The organism is Veillonella tobetsuensis (assembly GCF_001078375.1).
Lineage (GTDB): Bacteria > Bacillota > Negativicutes > Veillonellales > Veillonellaceae > Veillonella > Veillonella tobetsuensis.
The window spans coordinates 93,906-110,038 of sequence record NZ_DF967922.1 but is presented as its reverse complement, the minus strand read 5'-3'; the positions used below and the strand labels follow the sequence as shown (position 1 = coordinate 110,038).

Below are 16,133 nucleotides of genomic sequence, written 5' to 3'. Positions count from 1 at the left end.
AAATATTACATACACATTATACAATAAACATAGATAAAATCTATATTTTAACGTATTCCAATGTAGTATATAAAATATGATTATTTATAATCCGGCACGCTACAATTTATTGTGTGCCGTAACTTTTATTATAGCACTTTACGATAAAAATGTTTGTGCGTAATGACATTTTATATACCATAAAAAAATAAAAAGAGACTTTAATGAATATCATTAAAATCTCTTTTTCCCAAGAAAATATTGATATGAATTCTTGATATATTATAGTACGTTCTTATATAAGCCAATAATATCATCATGATTGGCTGGATATGGATTAAATCGATAACACATATCCTCCAACGCTCTATCAGTCATAAGATTTAGTTTTATCTCAGATGTAGCTTTATCCACACCAAAATCAGTAAGTGTCATTGGGCATTTTAAAGTGCGTTGTAACTTAATGATTGCTCTTAAAAGAGACCCTAATTTATCTTCCTCTGAGGCATTATGAGATACAAAACCTAATTTAGCAGCTAAACGAGCATATTTTTTTGCCACATCAGGATTATGAGAACAATTAAAAGCAATCACATATGGTAAGAGCATACTATTAGCTAGACCATGAGGTACATGAAATTGCCCACCCAACTGATGTGCCATGGCATGAACGAGACCCACGCCGGCCTTGTTAAAGGAAAGTCCTGCAAGGCATGATGCTTCGTGCATTGACATGCGATCTTGGTCTGTGGCTGTTGGCTTATAACATTTTGGTAGGTATTCAAAGACAAGCTCAATTGCTTGCTGTGCCAACGCATCAGTAAAATTATTTGCCTCTGTAGCTACATAGGCTTCTAGAGCATGAACAAGCACATCCATACCGCTATAAGCAGTAACATTTGGCGGTGATGTTTTAACAAACAACGGAGTCAATAAAGCTTCATCAGGTAGTACTGCATCATCAAGAAGAGGATATTTAACTTGTGTTTCACTATCCGTAAGAACGGCAAAGGAGGTTACCTCTGATCCTGTTCCACTAGTAGTAGGAATAGCAATAAAGGATTTAATATCCATATGCTTTAACTTACGTCCAAAATAGGCAATTCCCTTACTCATATCAATGCAAGAGCCGCCACCAATTGCAATGATGATAGTCGGTTTAATACCTTCCATATACTGGATACCTTTTACTACATGGGTAATCGGAGGATCTGGAACTACTTCTGTATAAGTACTTATCTTATTTTTACCTTCCATAAGACTTATCACATACGTAAGGTTTGAGGAATCTTTTAAAAATGGGTCACATATGATAAGGATAGACTCATTATTAAATTCTGTAAGACGATTTAACGAATCTGGCCCTGCATAGATTTGGGTCGGAAAGGTCCATTTATTCATATGCTCACCACCTATCTAATATTAAAGCCCGTTGTTAAGCAGCATCTACGACGACGTGCAAAACATCGAGCAGATGTTGTAGATTCCCCAGTTGGAGTGGCAATCGTAAAGGTTGTTGTTCCTTCTCCACTGAAACCAAGACCTGCATAAGATGGACCATTTTTAACAAATATAGATGTTTTCATCTTGCGAGCCATACAATTGAGGCGTTCCATATTCAAAGAATGCATTGTTGCCGTGTGGTGTAATCCAGCTTCTAGCATCAAGCATACTTCGAGACCTTCGTCAAAGCTATCTACGGTCACAACAGGTAAAATAGGCATTAACATTTCAATAACTGCAAATGGGTGTTCTTTTGGTGTACGCAAGATAATTAAGCGAGGGTCACCATTATACGGAATATGTGCCGCATCAAGAATAACGCTTGCATTTTTACCGACGAACTGTTTATTTGGTGTCCCATTTGGTAAAACTGTTAAGTCTAGCAAGCGTTGAATATCTTGTTGGTTTTCAATAAGGACACAACCAACTTTTACCATTTCTTGAACCAGCTGTGGTTCAATTTGGCGCATAGCTACAACGCTCTTTTCAGCAATACATAAAATATTATTATCTAGGCTTGCACCGAGAACAATATCTTGAGCGGCCTTTTTAATATCTGCCGTTTCATCTACAAAGGCTGGTGGATTACCAGCACCAGCACCGATAACCTTTTTACCACTTTGAAGTGCTTGTTTTACTACACCAGGCCCACCAGTAACAACTAATAAGCTCACATCTGGATGTAGCATCATCTCTTGAGCGGACTCAATAGATGGCTCACGAAGTGTAACGATAAGGTTTTCAATACCAATCGATTTAGCAATAATTTGGTTTAATTCGCTAACAAGTAATCTGCTCAGATGTTTGGCACCAGGATGAACGCTAAAGAATATAGCATTCCCTGCAGCCAACATACCAATAGAGTTACATATCAATGTCTCTGCTGGATTCGTACTGGGCGTTATGGCACCAATGACACCGTACGCAGATAATTCATATAATGTCATACCATTATCGCCAGTTTCACACTCTGTCACAAGATCTTCTACGCCTGGTGTTTTATCAAGTGTAAGATTTAATTTTAGTACTTTATCCGCAATACGGCCCATTCCCGTTTCTTCAACAGTTTTTTGAGCCAACTCTTGTACTCGTGGTCGCATAGCAGCACGGATATCTGCAATTACCTTTTCACGGGTTGCCAAGGTACAATCTTCAAAGCGAGCTTGCGCTGCTTTTGCTGCTTGAATTGCGTCATCAACTGTATCAAATACCCCTGGTTCGACTTGACCCCTAGGTGCTTGTTTAATAGATTCTGATGAGGCATTTTCTTGCTTTTGCCCCTGTAATACATCTATAACCATGGAGCGGATCATTTCTTTCAACTGTGTATTGTTTTCCATCATGAACCTCCATATAGGTTGCATTGCTGATGCAATGACCATATCAACTTACGGTGTACACAATCAAGGTTACATTCATGATGTGACACAATAACTAGGTTTAATTCTGGCACCAGCTAATTCCTATACAATTATTTTTCAAAACTATCAATAATACCCACAATAGCACAATCTACTGCGGTGCCTTTATCATTTTCGAAAATATGCCGTGCCGATGAACCTCGAGTTAAAAGCACATATTCACCTTCACCAGCACATACTGTATCGACGGCGATTTCTATGCGCCCCGTCAACTCTTGTTCTCCATCGAGAATATCTACCATCATCAGTTTCATTCCCTTTAGAGATTCATGCTTTTGAGTAGATACGATACTACCCACAACTTTACCGACTTGCATACTTCTCGTTCCCTTCAATTATTGTGATACCTAAGCTCTCGATTTCATCTCGAGCAGCCATGGTGAACCGTTGTCCCCTATATACGACGATAATAGACTGACTTTTACAAGATTTAACAAAAGAGGCCGTTATCCACGCTTGATGACTAGCATATATAGGACGACCAAATTTATCTAGAAATTTGATAGGCCAATCTAGAATGACTGATGGATTCATCAACGAGGTTACAGGAACTGCTAGGCGTATCGTCACCTCACAGTCATAAGCTAATGCACGGTGCAGGCAAGCTACCCAAGGCACCAATGTATGGCTCATCAGCTCTCGTATATGACCATAATCTATACCAGTGAAAGAAATGAGCTGGTTCTGCAATAATATATGTTCATCATAGCTATTGCAATCTGTGACCATAAAAGTTGCAGTGGATGTCATGCGCTTTTCTAGGCGTTCTAGCACCAGTTTAACTAATGCATCCATATTAATGCTCACTTCCTATGGCAATCCCTAAGGGTGTTACAAATTCTGGATATAATGGCTTATGCACAGGCAATCCTATATATTGACTGAAGGTTTTTGTGAATTCTTCAAAATTAGAAGCACCACCTACAACAACAATAGGAGTCCCCTTTTCATAGCCCCCCTCTTGCAACGCACGCTTAGAAATAGCTGCCATCTTTTCAACAACAGGCCGTATCGTTGCATATACATCGCGTTTATTAGCTTCATTGCGCTTATAAGCCTCAGCTTCGGAGATAGAGATGCCATAGGCTCCGCTAATCACGAGGTTCATATGGGTACCTCCTGTAGGCTCATCTACGGTATATACAACTTGGCCATCCTTTAAAATGCTTATACCCGTAGTGCCACCACCGACGTCGATAACAGCGCCATCAGTGATGCCTAGCACATTAGCAGCAGCGGTAGGTTCGTCTAGAATACAAGTTACTTCAAAACCAGCACTTTCTAGCACATGACCGACTACATCTTTATTCTTTCCTATCGTCCCAGGTGGTACAGCTGCCGCAGCATATACAAGTTCTGTGCCCAAAGCTGCTTCTGCCTTAGCCTTTAAAGCTCGCGTAATTGTAACAGCGCCTACATAGTCTACTACAAGGCCATCACGGATGGACTCGTTGTATTCAAAGGCACCATATATAGGTTTGCCTTTATCATTAACTACGGATAAGACAATAGATGATGTACCAAGGTCAATGCCTACGCGCAAATTCTTTTGATTATGAGAGCTCACTTGTTTAGACTCTACAAGATCAGAGAACTCTTGCAAGGTATTATTTGCCTTTTTCAAACCTTTCATCATATCACCTACTTTACTGTACAATTCTCGCCATCACTGTACCTTGTACATTGGCAGCATTTGCCTCATCTGTATCAATATGGAGCTCTAGAACAAAACCAGGTACAGCTCGAACGATGACGTCACTGAATACAGTAGTGCGCTCAGGTGTTTGCAATTCTACGCTCACACTCTCGCCATCGATTACATGAAGCCTTTTTGCATCTTCTGGCGACATATGAATATGGCGCTTCGCAACAATGCAAATAGGTTTAGTGACTTCACCATTTTCGGTGCAGAGAGTAATCTCTACGGCCGATTCTAAATGACCAGATAGCACAATTGGAGGCTTAACACCTAATGTACGTGCATCGGTCAATGATACCTCCACTTGTGATTGTTTTCTGAGCGGTCCCAAAACGCGGACATTCTGGATAACTCCCTTGGGTCCCACTAAAGTAACTGTTTGTTCTGAAGCAAACTCTCCAGTTTGTTTTAAGTCACTTTTTTTAGTAATAGCCTGGTTAGGGAATAATATATCCCAGTCCTCCTGACATAGATGGACATGTCTATTGCTCACACCTACGGGAATGGACGATTCGAACATGGCTTCGATCACTTCTCGTACGATAGCACGAATCTGTTCCCGATCCATAAGCTATTATCCTTTCTTAGGTAAGATCAATTCTACATCACTATGAGGGCGTGGAATTACATGAGTAGATACTACTTCACCTACTTTTTGTGCTGCTGCACAGCCCGCATCAACAGCTGCTTTTACAGCGCCTACATCACCGCGAACCATTACTGTTACAAGACCGGAACCGATTTTTTCAGTACCTTCTAATGTAACGTTAGCTGCTTTTACCATTGCGTCTGCCGCTTCAATTGCGCCTACTAAACCTTTTGTTTCTACCATGCCTAATGCGTTATTCATGATAATCTCCTTTATTATTTACTACATTATTTCTTTTTTGAGCTTTCTTCGGTGCTACTTTCTTTGTACCAGTCGACTTAGAACTTTTTGGTTCTATAATCGTAGATACGATTTCATCTAACACTTCAGCAACCTTTTCATCTAATGAAGATTTCTCTTCTTCAGATGTATTATCTTCTGCTTTTACTGGTTCATTAACTACCGCTTCCTGAGATGCTTTTGTATCATCAGATACCTTAGCTGGCTTATCTGTAAAATCATCATTAAAGTATTCTACTAAGCCTTCTGCAGGTCGAGGAATTACTTTATGAGCCACATAAAGGTTCATACCTTTTGTAAGCGCTACACCAGTTTGGACAGCTGCTTCAACAGCGGCTACATCACCAGCAACCTTTACAGTCATCCAGCCAAGGCCTCTCGCCTTTTCTATGCCGATTAGCCGTACATTTGCAGCTTTAACCATTGCATCTGATGCGGTGATAGCCCCCAGCAAACCAGCTACTTCTAGTAACCCTAGTGAATCTTTCACCATGCCACCTCCCGACGTCTATTTCTTTTGATGATTCGCACGTACGATTCATGCAGTCCTATAACATTAGCTACATTGCATGCCTACTTCATCCATTAGATAATATAAGCATTACCTTTATTCTTAGGTCGTTCTCCCATAGTTTCTAGTAAAGCTAGTCCTACATCACGTGCCGTTTTTACAGCTTGTTTAACAGCACCCGAATCACCACAAATTTGTAAAATAACTTCGTTACTCATAGCGGAGCTCGATGGTGAACGATAGCCTACCACATCTACATTAGCTGATTTAACTGCTGTATCTGCCATAACTACACCTATAGCCGCTGGAGCACCAACAATCAAACCAAAAGCTTTACCTTCTGGAGTGCCGAAGGCAGTGACTAAGGCTTCTCCAGCGCGAGCTGTATATTGAACTTCCACATGACCTGCCTCATTCATATATACTTCGCTGAAAGTACGTTCTAATTCACGTAATGCTACTTCCACTGAACGTCTTACATCAGATACATCATCGCCACCAAATATGATAAGGGAACCAGCTCCGGCACCACCTTTCATATCTCTAGCAAATTCAATGCTAACAATCTCTGTATTCGTTGCTTTTACAGCTTCATCAGCAGCCATGATTTGCGGCCCTGCACCTGTACGTGAACCTAAGATACCGATTGATCGATATGACTTAGTGAGCTTCATAGCTTCCAATACTTGACTATCTACATTTGCAATTACGAGACCAATTGTATCGCCTGTTATAGTGCTACCTACGTGTTCAGTAATGATTGATGTTTGTAGTTGACTTATACTAGGCGTAATTACTGCTGACGAGCCACATGCACAAGATGCAGTAGTTGTTACGCCAGTTGTAACATCACCTAAACCAGCGTCATCAATACGCATCAATACGCGTCTTAAAATCTCATCTACCATACCTTTAGTATCGGTCATAATTATTCACCCTTTGTTGGTAAAATACCTTCCACATCTCTATGTGGTCTTGGAATTACATGAGTAGAGATAACAACACCTACGCGTTCCGCAGCGGCTGCACCTGCATCTACGGCAGCTTTTACAGCACCTACATCACCGCGAACCATAACAGTAACGAGACCAGAGCCAATTTTTTCATTGCCTACGAGCTCCACATTAGCTGCTTTAAGCATTGCATCTGCTGCTTCGATAGCGCCTACTAAACCCTTAGTTTCCACCATACCTAATGCTTCTTGTGTCATCTGTTTTCTCTCCTTTTACAAAACATAGTACAAAGATCACAAATTTATTTTTCTAAAAGTTCCACCATAGTGCCTATGTTCATAAAGGCAAAATGTGCGGTTTTAAGAAGTTGTACCATCAACACAGCTCCTGTACCTTCACCTAATGCCATTTGTCCATGGATTGGAACTTCATCAAGACGAATATTTGCATACGCTAGTGCTGCGGCCATGCCCACTTCACGAGAATAGTGAGATGGAATGCCATACAATGGCGCTTCACCATTCATTTGAGTGGCACAAGCCATCGCCACCGCCGTAATATACCCATCGATAACGAATGGAATATGCAAATCTGTACAGGCTACCATCGCACCTGTAATTGCGGCTATATCAAATCCACCAACGCGACTAATTACATCCTTTGGTGTATTAAGATACCCCTTATGATGGGCTAATGCAGTCCGTACAAACTCACGTTTTTGATTCATATACGCTTCGTCATCGGGACCAGATCCAGGTCCTACGGTTATTCGTGGGTCTAATTTTGTAAGCCCGCTTAACACAGCTGCTGATGTGGTAGTATTACCAACGCCCATTTCACCGAAGGAAAACAGGTTGATTCCCGATTCCGCATAGTACACAACGCGGTTATAACCAGCTTGGTATGCTAAATCAAATTCTTCACCGCTCATAGCGGCACCATGTAAAATATTTTTCGTACCTTGACTAACTTTTCGGTCTATCCCTATTCCTTTAGGACACGCAATGCCTACGTCTACCACTTCGTAAGGAATATGGTTAAAGATACAGTAATTAGCAACTGCGCTTTTACCATCAATCATATTCTGAGATTGTTTACGAGTAATTTCGTAGTTATAACCGATTAGTCCGTCTACGGAGATTCCGTTATCTGCAGAAAAGATAATATGTTGTACGTGAATCTCAGGCCGAATCTCTTGCCAAGCAAGACACATTTTTTTGAAATATCGCTCCCATAGACCTAAGCTTTTTGGAATAATCGCCTTATTTAAAATAAATTGGTTGAGTTGTTCTTCAAAACCTCTGTCCATGGAAAAACCTTCTTTCAACTAACTGTATATGTAGTCACATAAACTGTTCAACGATTCTTGATCGTGAACGGATATTTCAAAAATCTTAGTAGCCCCCGCCAGTTTAAGATTACGGCGAGGCGCCTCTACATCTTTGCCCGTATCCACCTTTGATACAATACCTATAACCTCGCGATTTAGGGAATTCCCAAAACTTGGCGGGAATATCGTTGTCGTATCACCTGCAGGAATCATGAAAATCACCAAGTCCGCATCATAGGCATGCAAGATAATGCCTCGATAGTAATTAGGATTTTCCATGTATTCTCCAGGGGTATCAATGAAGTTACCTACGCGCGTTATAGCTTGTGTCTTATGATACGTGGCAGAGCCATGGGTAATCGTATCTGCTAATGTGGTCTTACCACATCCACTGCGCCCTACGAGAAGGATGCGCTTTTGTTTTTGTTCGGTACTCATAATTACCCTTTCATTAGGATCTTGTTAAATCCGTTGGAAAGAATCCTAATATGCGTTGCAATCCTTCGATAACGCTGCGCAATGCTGATTCAACAGCAGATACATCACCAGTTATGAGAAGTGCTCCCGAAAATCTGTCGATGAAACCGATTTCGATATCACCAGACTTGCTTGCAATATCGGCTGCAATAATGGTCCCTTCGCCAGGTGTTATGGTAAGAATCCCAATAGCATTACGCCCCTTTTCTTCAAGCCCCATTTTTCTAAATAAATCAGGCTTAGGATTAGCAATAACATGAGCTATAGTAACCTGTTTTCCGGGTACAAATTCTTGAATGATGCGTTGTTTTGCATCAATTACCTCTTGAAAGGCCATATAACCTCCTCCTAATACAAATTGTGTATTTCATATAGTGGCACTGGACAGTAAATATACCAGTCGTTCTGTAAAGATTTTTCTTAAGGCGCCACTAACTTGAAGAATACTACAGCTAAGCTAGCCCCAATCAAAGGCCCAACGAATGGAACCCATGCATACTGCCAATTTGCCGTTCCCTTATTAGGAATTGGCAAAATAGTATAGGCCAAACGCGGACCGAAGTCACGAGCTGGATTTAAAGCATAACCTGTAGTTGCACCAAAGGACATACCAATAGATGCCACAAGAATACCTATAACCATTGGTGCTAAACCATCAGCCATTTTACCTAAACAAAGTATTGCTAACATAAACATAAATGTAGCTATGATTTCAGACATCAAATTGCAAGGTTTATTATCGATTGCCGGACCTGTTGCAAAAATCCCAACACAGTTTCCTTCGTCAGGACCGGTTACTTTAAAGTGTGGATAATAGAACAATGCAGCAATGGCAGCGCCAGTAAAACCACCTGCAATTTGAGCTATGGACATGGGAATTACTTGCTCCCAAGGAAACAAGCCTGCCACAGCAAGGGCAAAAGTAACGGCTGGGTTCAAATGACCAGGCCCACCAAGTGTAAACCCTACATAAACACCAAAGGCTACGGCAAACGCCCATCCAAAAATAATGTGTAACCAGTTAGTACCAAAGATACTAACAATGGTTTTCTTTAACAAAATCGATGCATTTGTACTATTACCAAATGCGATTAAAACTGCAGTACCAACAAACTCACTAATATACATTTGCGTTACGTCCATTGTCTTCACCTCATTGAGTTAACAAAGATTGTAATGCATGAGATGCAATGTCCATATCTTCTGCCACGGTACCACCGCTAATACCAAACCCACCGACAATTTCGCCATCGATGATGATTGGGTAACCTCCACCAAAGGTACAGATCTTACGATTTACCATGGATTCAATGTTGAATAGATCGCCATCAGGCTGTGCACTTTGATGTACTTCATGAGTTGCCGCTTTGAGAGCCACTGCTGTATAGGCCTTTGCCTGTGCGATATCATTGCTGATGAGCAATGCATCTGACATACGATGGAAATACATTAATACCCCCTTTGCATCCACGATGGATACAACGATAGGTACGCCTATGGACTGAGCATAGTCCATAGCTGTTTGTGAAAGTTTCGTCATAATCTGTTCTAGCTTTGTTCTAGTTTCCATATAACTAACTCCATTTTCATTAGTATGCTCCATATGTCGTAAGCTCTGATTCGTTTCCGCCAGTACCTCAGCAGGACTATTCTTAACACGTTCTGCTACGCGCTCTACAATCGTTTCTACAAATTGCACATAGTCTTCCATGCGAGCCATGATATAAAGAGCATCGGATAATCGATTTATAAATTTTCGAACCTCATCGCGAATTGGTTCTACTTCACCTAAACTAATGAGTAGTCGTTCACCGCGACGACATATAGTGCGCGCCACATGAAGCTCTGCAGCAGATAAATAGTTACCGCTTAATATAAAGCTATGTTGCTGTGGTAATCGCTTCGTATAGTCATCAATCATACGTTCCAAATCGCTAATATCTTGTTGTGAAATTAAATTGCTACTTTCACTAAGATATTCCACATGAGGCGTTGCTACCTCCGCACATAAGCGAAAGAGCTGATGTTGTAATGTGTGAAGCACATGTTTATTGTCCGGTGAGACCACTAATTTCTCACAAACACTAACCTGTGCATTTAATTCATCAAAGGTTCCATATGTGTCCACACGAAGTGAATTCTTAGGTACTCTGGTGCCATCAAAGAGGGCCGTAGTACCTGCATCACCAGTTTTCGTATAAATAGCCATATGCACCACCTCTCAAGTTTGTTGTATTTAAAAGGCCACTTCCAATCGCTCATCAAAAACGAAAGGATTGCCTTTTACAAGGCGAGCTGCATTTACACCTAAGGTGCGCAAGCTATCTGGATATTGAGCATAGCCTGTTAGTCGATAGATGAACTGATGAGTCGGTATGTTTTTATAGGTCAACACAATCGCTTGTTCATCTACGCCTATTCCTACAGATAAAGCAGAGTTTCGAGATGCTAAAACAGCCAACTCCAGATGAGTCCCACTATGAGTCTCAATCACCACGGGCAAGCCCTCTTCTTCAATACCGTATAAAACAGGTTTTAACACATCCTCACCAATATGCGGTGTAGTATAGAGCAAGATGGTCGGCTTACTGATGATACTTTGATCCATCATAGGCCTCCCTTCTGTGCATAGGAGAGTACAAGTCCTGTTGCAACAGCATTTCGGGCCCCTTCCACGCCTCGAATATTGCCTCGACCTGCTACTAATGCATATTGTGAAAGTGCATCGGTTACAAGTTGAGGAATTTCAAAATCTAGTGCAGATCCACCTACGATAACTACGAATGGTATATCTCGCACATTATGAGTAGGACTTACAGATGCTAACGCTCGCAGTGAATTTGTTACAAACACCCGTTTCTTTGCCGTTTGGCGCACACGCTTAATCGTTTCTAGAGGAATATCTCGTTCTATTGGAACAAGTCCATCAGGAGTGACGATAACAACGCGGCCAAACAATGTAGCCGACAGCGGTTCATTAAAGAACTGTACTGTTCCATCTTCATGACGAATGTGATATACGCTAAGTACCTGAGCTAATGGATCTCTCTTAATGGCCTCAGCAATATGCATATCCTCTAAACCAAGTTCGGAGTTGATAAGCATTGTTACCATGTTTCCCGCTCCAGCGAGATGAATGGCCTTAATCTTTCCTTCTTGGTTGATGATAGATGCATCGGTAGAGCCTGCGCCTAGATCGAGTATAGCCATTGGTTTCGCCGTCCCTGGCGTTGTTAATGCGCCTAAGATTGCCGACTCAGCCTCTTCACCACCGATTTCAACAGGTATACCTAACTCTTTTTCTACCTGCTTCGCAATGATTTCCATTTGTAGATGATCTGATTTAACCATGGATGCAATGCCTACGGCTTGTTCCATGGAGAACTCACCTGCAAGTCCGCCCTTTACATTGATAGGAACAGCTACATCTACGGCTAGCAAGTCTTGGATAAATACATCTTGAGGTGATTTATTCGTCAACTGCGCCATTGTAAGGCGAACCTTTTCAAGCATGCCCCCTACATTTGTACCTGCTTCACCACTAATATCCTCTATAGGATGAATCGACTCAAGGGTTTCCATGATTTTTTCGGCCCCTGCCGATACATCGACGGATACAGTTCGATCCTTTCCTATGACGATGATGGAGCCAGCTGGTATAACCCGTTCCTTTACATCCCCTGCCGGTGTTTTAATAACTACAGCAGAGCGGTTCCCGATGAGGGCTCTAGCGATAGGTACAATGTTCTTTGTTTCCTCTGGTGAAAGCTCAAATACAGTGGCAATCCCATAAGGATTAGATAATTGTGACACTACCTGCCCTGGTTCTACGACCTCTACAGCAGAAAGCATACCCATTGGAATTTTATCGATATACGCAACCTCGTCTACGATAGGAATTTTATGATCCAATCGATTATTAACGAGTACCCCATCATCGGCTTGAAGGATAGCAGCCCGAATATCATAGCCTCGCTGACAGTACGCATTGATAAGCTGTGCTATCAATTCAAAATCGATAATCTTTGAAGCTACCACGATGTATGGCTGGCCTTGGGGCTTATCGATAAGCTGTTCAATAGGAACTGTATATCCTACACCAAGACCTAAACCGCCTGGTGTTTTAGGATTATGCCCTATCATAGTAGATTCTGTAATGATGGTTTCCGTAATCGTTTCCATGGCCACATCGCCAATAACCGGTGTAGCCTCATTAATACGTACTAAGTCAATATCTCGTAGTGTAAGATTAGCAGACCTAATTAGCGACTTGAGGGCATCCATGAGGCCTACGATATTCTCGCGAGTCCCTTTAATGCCTGTCGTACTAGCGATAGCGGAGGATAAGAACTTAACTTCACCATTGCTATGCACCTCGGCCAAGGCCGCTTCTGTTGTCGAGTTTCCAATATCGATGCCAACAATTCGTTTCATAATGACATCTCCTATAGGTTAATTATCACCTTTTAATTTTTTACGACGTTCATAGTTTTCCGCTGCTTCACGTACAAAGTTTGCACAAATTGGAGCCCCTACACCATCAAGTTCGCTAGCAATATCTAACAGTTCTTGTTTCGAAGAACGATATGGACGAAGTGCATTATACATTTCAAGTAAACGTTTATCACTTACCTTCGTCATTTCTGCAGCACGAGAGAAGTTGAGTTCAATTTGATCTCGGCCCCCAGCCTTAGCAATTTGACCTTGGGCTTTCAAAATGGATGGAGAAATCTTCAAATCATCCATTGTAATATGGCCTGCCATTACGTTATCCATTGTAATGTGACTCAAGTCGCGTCCTTGACCAAGATCAATCCATTCAGGATGTTTTTTCGCAATCGGATAATCTTCGATGGTAACCACGCTATCTACAACTGTTGTATTAGGTGTAGATGCTTTATGAGGCGCAGAACACTGTGTTGCATTCCCCTTCGCCCCTTCTAATTCAGATACGATTTGCCGAATTAAGGTTTCTAATTCATTAGCCATAGTAAACCTCCTTATACAGTGACACGAACTTCATCAGCCGGCTTACCTTTTACTACATGCTTAGTTTCTTTAATGTGTAGCAATGCAGATAATGCTTGGTATTTTGGACGAGCCATTTGATCGTTCAAGGTTGGTACTGGTGTTGGGGATTCGCCCTTCGCATATTTAGCAGCATTTTTACCGATAGCGCGGTAGGTTTCAGCTGTTAATAACGGTGCTTGAGGGAATAATTCCAAATTTGAAAGTGGTTGTAAGTCCCGTTGGTGAATCAAGGTTGTACCTTTAGATTGAATACCGATACATACGCCAGATCCAGAAATAGAATCGCCTTCAACAGCTACAGCTGCTACGTCAGAGGAGCGATATACACGAATCACACGAGCCTTTAATCCTTCTTCTTCAATGCCAGCTACTACTTGGCGAATTACCTCTTGATGCGGTACACCAACGATAGTTTGTCGTTGACTACGTCCAAAGGCGGGGCCAATAGCAATAACCACTTCATCTGCGCTTGTGCCAGGTTGTGCAGGGCCACCAGTTTGGAGCCAGCTATCGTCACCAGTTGGATCTTCATGTCTAGGAGCCGCACTTGGTGTTGTGCTTTTACCAGCACTAGCCTTGAATTGTGGTGCTTCATGAACACCACCCATTTCTTGTAAAACGTCTAGGATAATAGAACGTAATACATCTCTGTTAATTTCAGCCATCATGACACCTCCTTATATATCCCGTGGATCAATGGCGTTTGGAATATCTTTAATGCGTTCCCAATCTTCACCTTCCACACGATAACCTGTGCCAACACCTTGATAGTCATTTCTATTGTTAATCGCGGAGATAACGTTGAAATCACGGTCAAAGATGGCCGATGTTTGTAAGTAATCGCCGGAAATTTTTTGTTTTAATAGGTTCAAGATACTTTGCGCTACATCAGTATGACCTTCTTTAGCTAAGCCTTTTACAAAGTCAACACCTGTCACACCGCGATTCAACAAGTCTTGTGCAGCTTTAATATCTGCAACCTTATCGCGAGGAGGCATATCTTTAGAACCGTTCGCATAAGTAGCAGCCTCTACCTCTTGATCTGTAATCGGAGGCAAACCTAATGCTTTGAACAAAGCTTGTAGTGCACGAGCCGCTTTATTACGAACTGCTACTACTTCTTCTTCGCGAGCAGGGATAAGACCGCCATTTACCTTAAGGTCACGTTGGATAACTGTCCAGTCATCATAGTCCTCTGCATCCCAGTTGGAACCAGCAAACATGTTGTCGTAGTTTGGTGTAGAACTGTAACCGGAACAGATAAAGTCAGTACCAGGCGCAAATTGCATCAATGTACGAGCTGTTCTGCGCAAGTCGGAGTGACTGAATGTTTGGTCATTACTAGATGCACATTCAAGGTCGAGCATAGCTGCTACAAGGTTTTCTGCTAATACAGCACGGATACCAGAAGGTACGGCTGCTGGAATACCGATACAGCTTACAGAACCATTTTGGATACCTTGTACGCCAGCGCCTTTTGTGATGTATAGGCAACGGATTTCAAGGTACAACATAGATTTACCTTCTGCTTGGCCCATTTGTACTTCAGAACCTGTACCAGAGGTGAAGCGCATTTTAAGACCACGAGATGCATAAGCAGATGCGAGGAATCCTTTAGACCAAGGGGTATCATCACCATCGGTAAATACGTCTTCTGTACCATATACGGAAATTGTTTCTGCATATGCTGTGAAGCCACGCATACCAAGTTCTAATTCTGTTGCTTCTTCCAAGGAGCATTGAGTCAATACACCTGGTCGACCGCATTGAGAACCTACTAGCAAGCTAATCGCATTAAGTGGTGCATAACGAGCAACAGCTACTGTAGTTTCTTCTTCAGCGAAACCACGAAGTGCACCTTCAGCAGCATCTGCTGCGATTTGTACTGGGTTATCGTTTACGTTCGTTACGTGGGCTTGGTTGGCCATTGTACGACGAGCGCGCATTTTTTGCATACATTGCATCATTTCAACAACGTTCATGCAAGAAACAACTTCTAGCATTTTCGCTGGTGTAATGGATTTACATATTTTAACGATTTCTTCACGAGGTACTGAAGGTGTAAGCATCATATTGGCAATTTCTTTTGAATCCTTTGCCATTGCTTGTTCAGCACCATCGAGAACAATACCGTAATTAGCAATAAATGTATCAATAAGATCAAAGTCTTCGCGGCGTTTACCATCGAGTTCCATGATGCGACCGCCTTCGATTTTGAGGCTAGGCTTTGGATCTTGAGGAGATTCCATGGCTATAAAACCTTCCTCTACCCATTCCTTTACATAACCATCCTGATTGACAGGACGTTGACTTAATACTTCAAAACGTTTTGATTTCATA

At 41.8% G+C, this 16,133-nt stretch carries 20 protein-coding genes; all 20 read right to left on the bottom strand.

Translation table 11 applies throughout. The features are described from left to right. Window positions 1–261 precede the first annotated feature (261 nt). Window positions 262–1,380 (bottom strand): 1-propanol dehydrogenase PduQ, encoded by a 1,119-nt coding sequence (locus VEI_RS09930; RefSeq protein WP_059364832.1) that lies wholly within the window; start codon window positions 1,378–1,380, stop codon window positions 262–264. An 11-nt stretch (window positions 1,381–1,391) separates the two neighbouring features. Then, window positions 1,392–2,822, bottom strand: a complete 1,431-nt coding sequence (locus VEI_RS09925; RefSeq protein ID WP_059364829.1) for an aldehyde dehydrogenase family protein — start codon at window positions 2,820–2,822, stop codon at window positions 1,392–1,394. A 131-nt stretch (window positions 2,823–2,953) separates the two neighbouring features. Then, window positions 2,954–3,220 carry a EutN/CcmL family microcompartment protein gene (locus tag VEI_RS09920; protein WP_059364824.1) on the bottom strand — a complete coding sequence of 89 codons (267 nt, stop codon included), beginning with the start codon at window positions 3,218–3,220 and terminating at the stop codon, window positions 2,954–2,956. Next, window positions 3,207–3,698 carry a PduM family microcompartment protein gene (gene pduM, locus VEI_RS09915; RefSeq protein ID WP_059364821.1) on the bottom strand — a complete coding sequence of 164 codons (492 nt, stop codon included), beginning with the start codon at window positions 3,696–3,698 and terminating at the stop codon, window positions 3,207–3,209. Before pduM ends, VEI_RS09920 begins: the two co-directional genes overlap by 14 nt. A gap of 1 nt (window position 3,699) precedes the next feature. Continuing rightward, window positions 3,700–4,539, bottom strand: a complete 840-nt coding sequence (eutJ, locus tag VEI_RS09910) for an ethanolamine utilization protein EutJ (RefSeq protein WP_082161480.1) — start codon at window positions 4,537–4,539, stop codon at window positions 3,700–3,702. 10 nt (window positions 4,540–4,549) lie between these two features. Beyond that, a complete protein-coding gene (pduL, locus tag VEI_RS09905) occupies window positions 4,550–5,170 on the bottom strand; it encodes a phosphate propanoyltransferase (RefSeq protein ID WP_059364815.1) in 621 nt (206 codons plus the stop codon). Between the two features lie 6 nt (window positions 5,171–5,176). Next, on the bottom strand, window positions 5,177–5,452 hold the full coding sequence (gene pduA, locus VEI_RS09900; RefSeq protein WP_005385294.1) for a propanediol utilization microcompartment protein PduA: 276 nt from the start codon (window positions 5,450–5,452) through the stop codon (window positions 5,177–5,179). After that, window positions 5,445–5,984 (bottom strand): BMC domain-containing protein, encoded by a 540-nt coding sequence (locus VEI_RS10615; protein ID WP_059364811.1) that lies wholly within the window; start codon window positions 5,982–5,984, stop codon window positions 5,445–5,447. The genes pduA (VEI_RS09900) and VEI_RS10615 overlap by 8 nt, the downstream gene beginning before the upstream one ends. Before the next feature lie 92 nt (window positions 5,985–6,076). After that, on the bottom strand, window positions 6,077–6,928 hold the full coding sequence (gene pduB / locus VEI_RS09890) for a propanediol utilization microcompartment protein PduB (protein ID WP_223209368.1): 852 nt from the start codon (window positions 6,926–6,928) through the stop codon (window positions 6,077–6,079). A 2-nt stretch (window positions 6,929–6,930) separates the two neighbouring features. Further along, window positions 6,931–7,212 (bottom strand): propanediol utilization microcompartment protein PduA, encoded by a 282-nt coding sequence (gene pduA, locus VEI_RS09885; protein WP_059364808.1) that lies wholly within the window; start codon window positions 7,210–7,212, stop codon window positions 6,931–6,933. Window positions 7,213–7,256: 44 nt separating this feature from the next. Next, entirely contained in the window at window positions 7,257–8,264 is a 1,008-nt protein-coding gene (locus tag VEI_RS09880; RefSeq protein WP_059364805.1) for a nicotinate-nucleotide--dimethylbenzimidazole phosphoribosyltransferase, read from the bottom strand. Window positions 8,265–8,282: 18 nt separating this feature from the next. After that, window positions 8,283–8,723, bottom strand: coding sequence for a EutP/PduV family microcompartment system protein (locus VEI_RS09875; protein ID WP_059364802.1), 441 nt, complete (start codon window positions 8,721–8,723; stop codon window positions 8,283–8,285). A gap of 13 nt (window positions 8,724–8,736) precedes the next feature. Further along, window positions 8,737–9,099, bottom strand: coding sequence for an ethanolamine utilization microcompartment protein EutS (gene eutS, locus VEI_RS09870; protein ID WP_038117203.1), 363 nt, complete (start codon window positions 9,097–9,099; stop codon window positions 8,737–8,739). An 83-nt stretch (window positions 9,100–9,182) separates the two neighbouring features. Further along, window positions 9,183–9,905: an MIP/aquaporin family protein gene (locus tag VEI_RS09865; RefSeq protein WP_059364798.1), complete on the bottom strand. Its 723-nt coding sequence runs from the start codon at window positions 9,903–9,905 to the stop codon at window positions 9,183–9,185. A gap of 10 nt (window positions 9,906–9,915) precedes the next feature. Next, a complete protein-coding gene (locus VEI_RS09860; protein ID WP_059364795.1) occupies window positions 9,916–10,971 on the bottom strand; it encodes a cob(I)yrinic acid a,c-diamide adenosyltransferase in 1,056 nt (351 codons plus the stop codon). Between the two features lie 27 nt (window positions 10,972–10,998). Continuing rightward, window positions 10,999–11,373, bottom strand: coding sequence for a glycerol dehydratase reactivase beta/small subunit family protein (locus tag VEI_RS09855; protein ID WP_059364792.1), 375 nt, complete (start codon window positions 11,371–11,373; stop codon window positions 10,999–11,001). After that, on the bottom strand, window positions 11,370–13,196 hold the full coding sequence (locus tag VEI_RS09850) for a diol dehydratase reactivase subunit alpha (RefSeq protein WP_059364789.1): 1,827 nt from the start codon (window positions 13,194–13,196) through the stop codon (window positions 11,370–11,372). The genes VEI_RS09855 and VEI_RS09850 overlap by 4 nt, the downstream gene beginning before the upstream one ends. 18 nt (window positions 13,197–13,214) lie before the next feature. Continuing rightward, entirely contained in the window at window positions 13,215–13,751 is a 537-nt protein-coding gene (locus VEI_RS09845) for a diol dehydratase small subunit (RefSeq protein ID WP_059364786.1), read from the bottom strand. Window positions 13,752–13,762: 11 nt separating this feature from the next. Then, window positions 13,763–14,458, bottom strand: a complete 696-nt coding sequence (locus VEI_RS09840) for a propanediol/glycerol family dehydratase medium subunit (protein ID WP_059364783.1) — start codon at window positions 14,456–14,458, stop codon at window positions 13,763–13,765. Between the two features lie 12 nt (window positions 14,459–14,470). Continuing rightward, window positions 14,471–16,132: a propanediol/glycerol family dehydratase large subunit gene (locus VEI_RS09835; RefSeq protein ID WP_059364781.1), complete on the bottom strand. Its 1,662-nt coding sequence runs from the start codon at window positions 16,130–16,132 to the stop codon at window positions 14,471–14,473. Between the last annotated feature and the right edge of the window lies 1 nt (window position 16,133).

Coding starts and splice junctions, on each gene's coding strand:
- VEI_RS09875 (WP_059364802.1), bottom strand. CDS start 8,723: ATGAGTACCGAACAAAAACAAAAGCGCATCCTTCTCGTAGGGCGCAGT.
- VEI_RS09840 (WP_059364783.1), bottom strand. CDS start 14,458: ATGGCTGAAATTAACAGAGATGTATTACGTTCTATTATCCTAGACGTT.
- VEI_RS09845 (WP_059364786.1), bottom strand. CDS start 13,751: ATGGCTAATGAATTAGAAACCTTAATTCGGCAAATCGTATCTGAATTA.
- pduM (WP_059364821.1), bottom strand. CDS start 3,698: ATGGATGCATTAGTTAAACTGGTGCTAGAACGCCTAGAAAAGCGCATG.
- VEI_RS09855 (WP_059364792.1), bottom strand. CDS start 11,373: ATGATGGATCAAAGTATCATCAGTAAGCCGACCATCTTGCTCTATACT.
- VEI_RS09860 (WP_059364795.1), bottom strand. CDS start 10,971: ATGGCTATTTATACGAAAACTGGTGATGCAGGTACTACGGCCCTCTTT.
- eutS (WP_038117203.1), bottom strand. CDS start 9,099: ATGGCCTTTCAAGAGGTAATTGATGCAAAACAACGCATCATTCAAGAA.
- VEI_RS09930 (WP_059364832.1), bottom strand. CDS start 1,380: ATGAATAAATGGACCTTTCCGACCCAAATCTATGCAGGGCCAGATTCG.
- VEI_RS09925 (WP_059364829.1), bottom strand. CDS start 2,822: ATGGAAAACAATACACAGTTGAAAGAAATGATCCGCTCCATGGTTATA.
- pduA (WP_005385294.1), bottom strand. CDS start 5,452: ATGAATAACGCATTAGGCATGGTAGAAACAAAAGGTTTAGTAGGCGCA.
- VEI_RS10615 (WP_059364811.1), bottom strand. CDS start 5,984: ATGGTGAAAGATTCACTAGGGTTACTAGAAGTAGCTGGTTTGCTGGGG.
- pduL (WP_059364815.1), bottom strand. CDS start 5,170: ATGGATCGGGAACAGATTCGTGCTATCGTACGAGAAGTGATCGAAGCC.
- VEI_RS09865 (WP_059364798.1), bottom strand. CDS start 9,905: ATGGACGTAACGCAAATGTATATTAGTGAGTTTGTTGGTACTGCAGTT.
- pduA (WP_059364808.1), bottom strand. CDS start 7,212: ATGACACAAGAAGCATTAGGTATGGTGGAAACTAAGGGTTTAGTAGGC.
- VEI_RS09850 (WP_059364789.1), bottom strand. CDS start 13,196: ATGAAACGAATTGTTGGCATCGATATTGGAAACTCGACAACAGAAGCG.
- pduB (WP_223209368.1), bottom strand. CDS start 6,928: ATGACCGATACTAAAGGTATGGTAGATGAGATTTTAAGACGCGTATTG.
- eutJ (WP_082161480.1), bottom strand. CDS start 4,539: ATGATGAAAGGTTTGAAAAAGGCAAATAATACCTTGCAAGAGTTCTCT.
- VEI_RS09880 (WP_059364805.1), bottom strand. CDS start 8,264: ATGGACAGAGGTTTTGAAGAACAACTCAACCAATTTATTTTAAATAAG.
- VEI_RS09835 (WP_059364781.1), bottom strand. CDS start 16,132: ATGAAATCAAAACGTTTTGAAGTATTAAGTCAACGTCCTGTCAATCAG.
- VEI_RS09920 (WP_059364824.1), bottom strand. CDS start 3,220: ATGCAAGTCGGTAAAGTTGTGGGTAGTATCGTATCTACTCAAAAGCAT.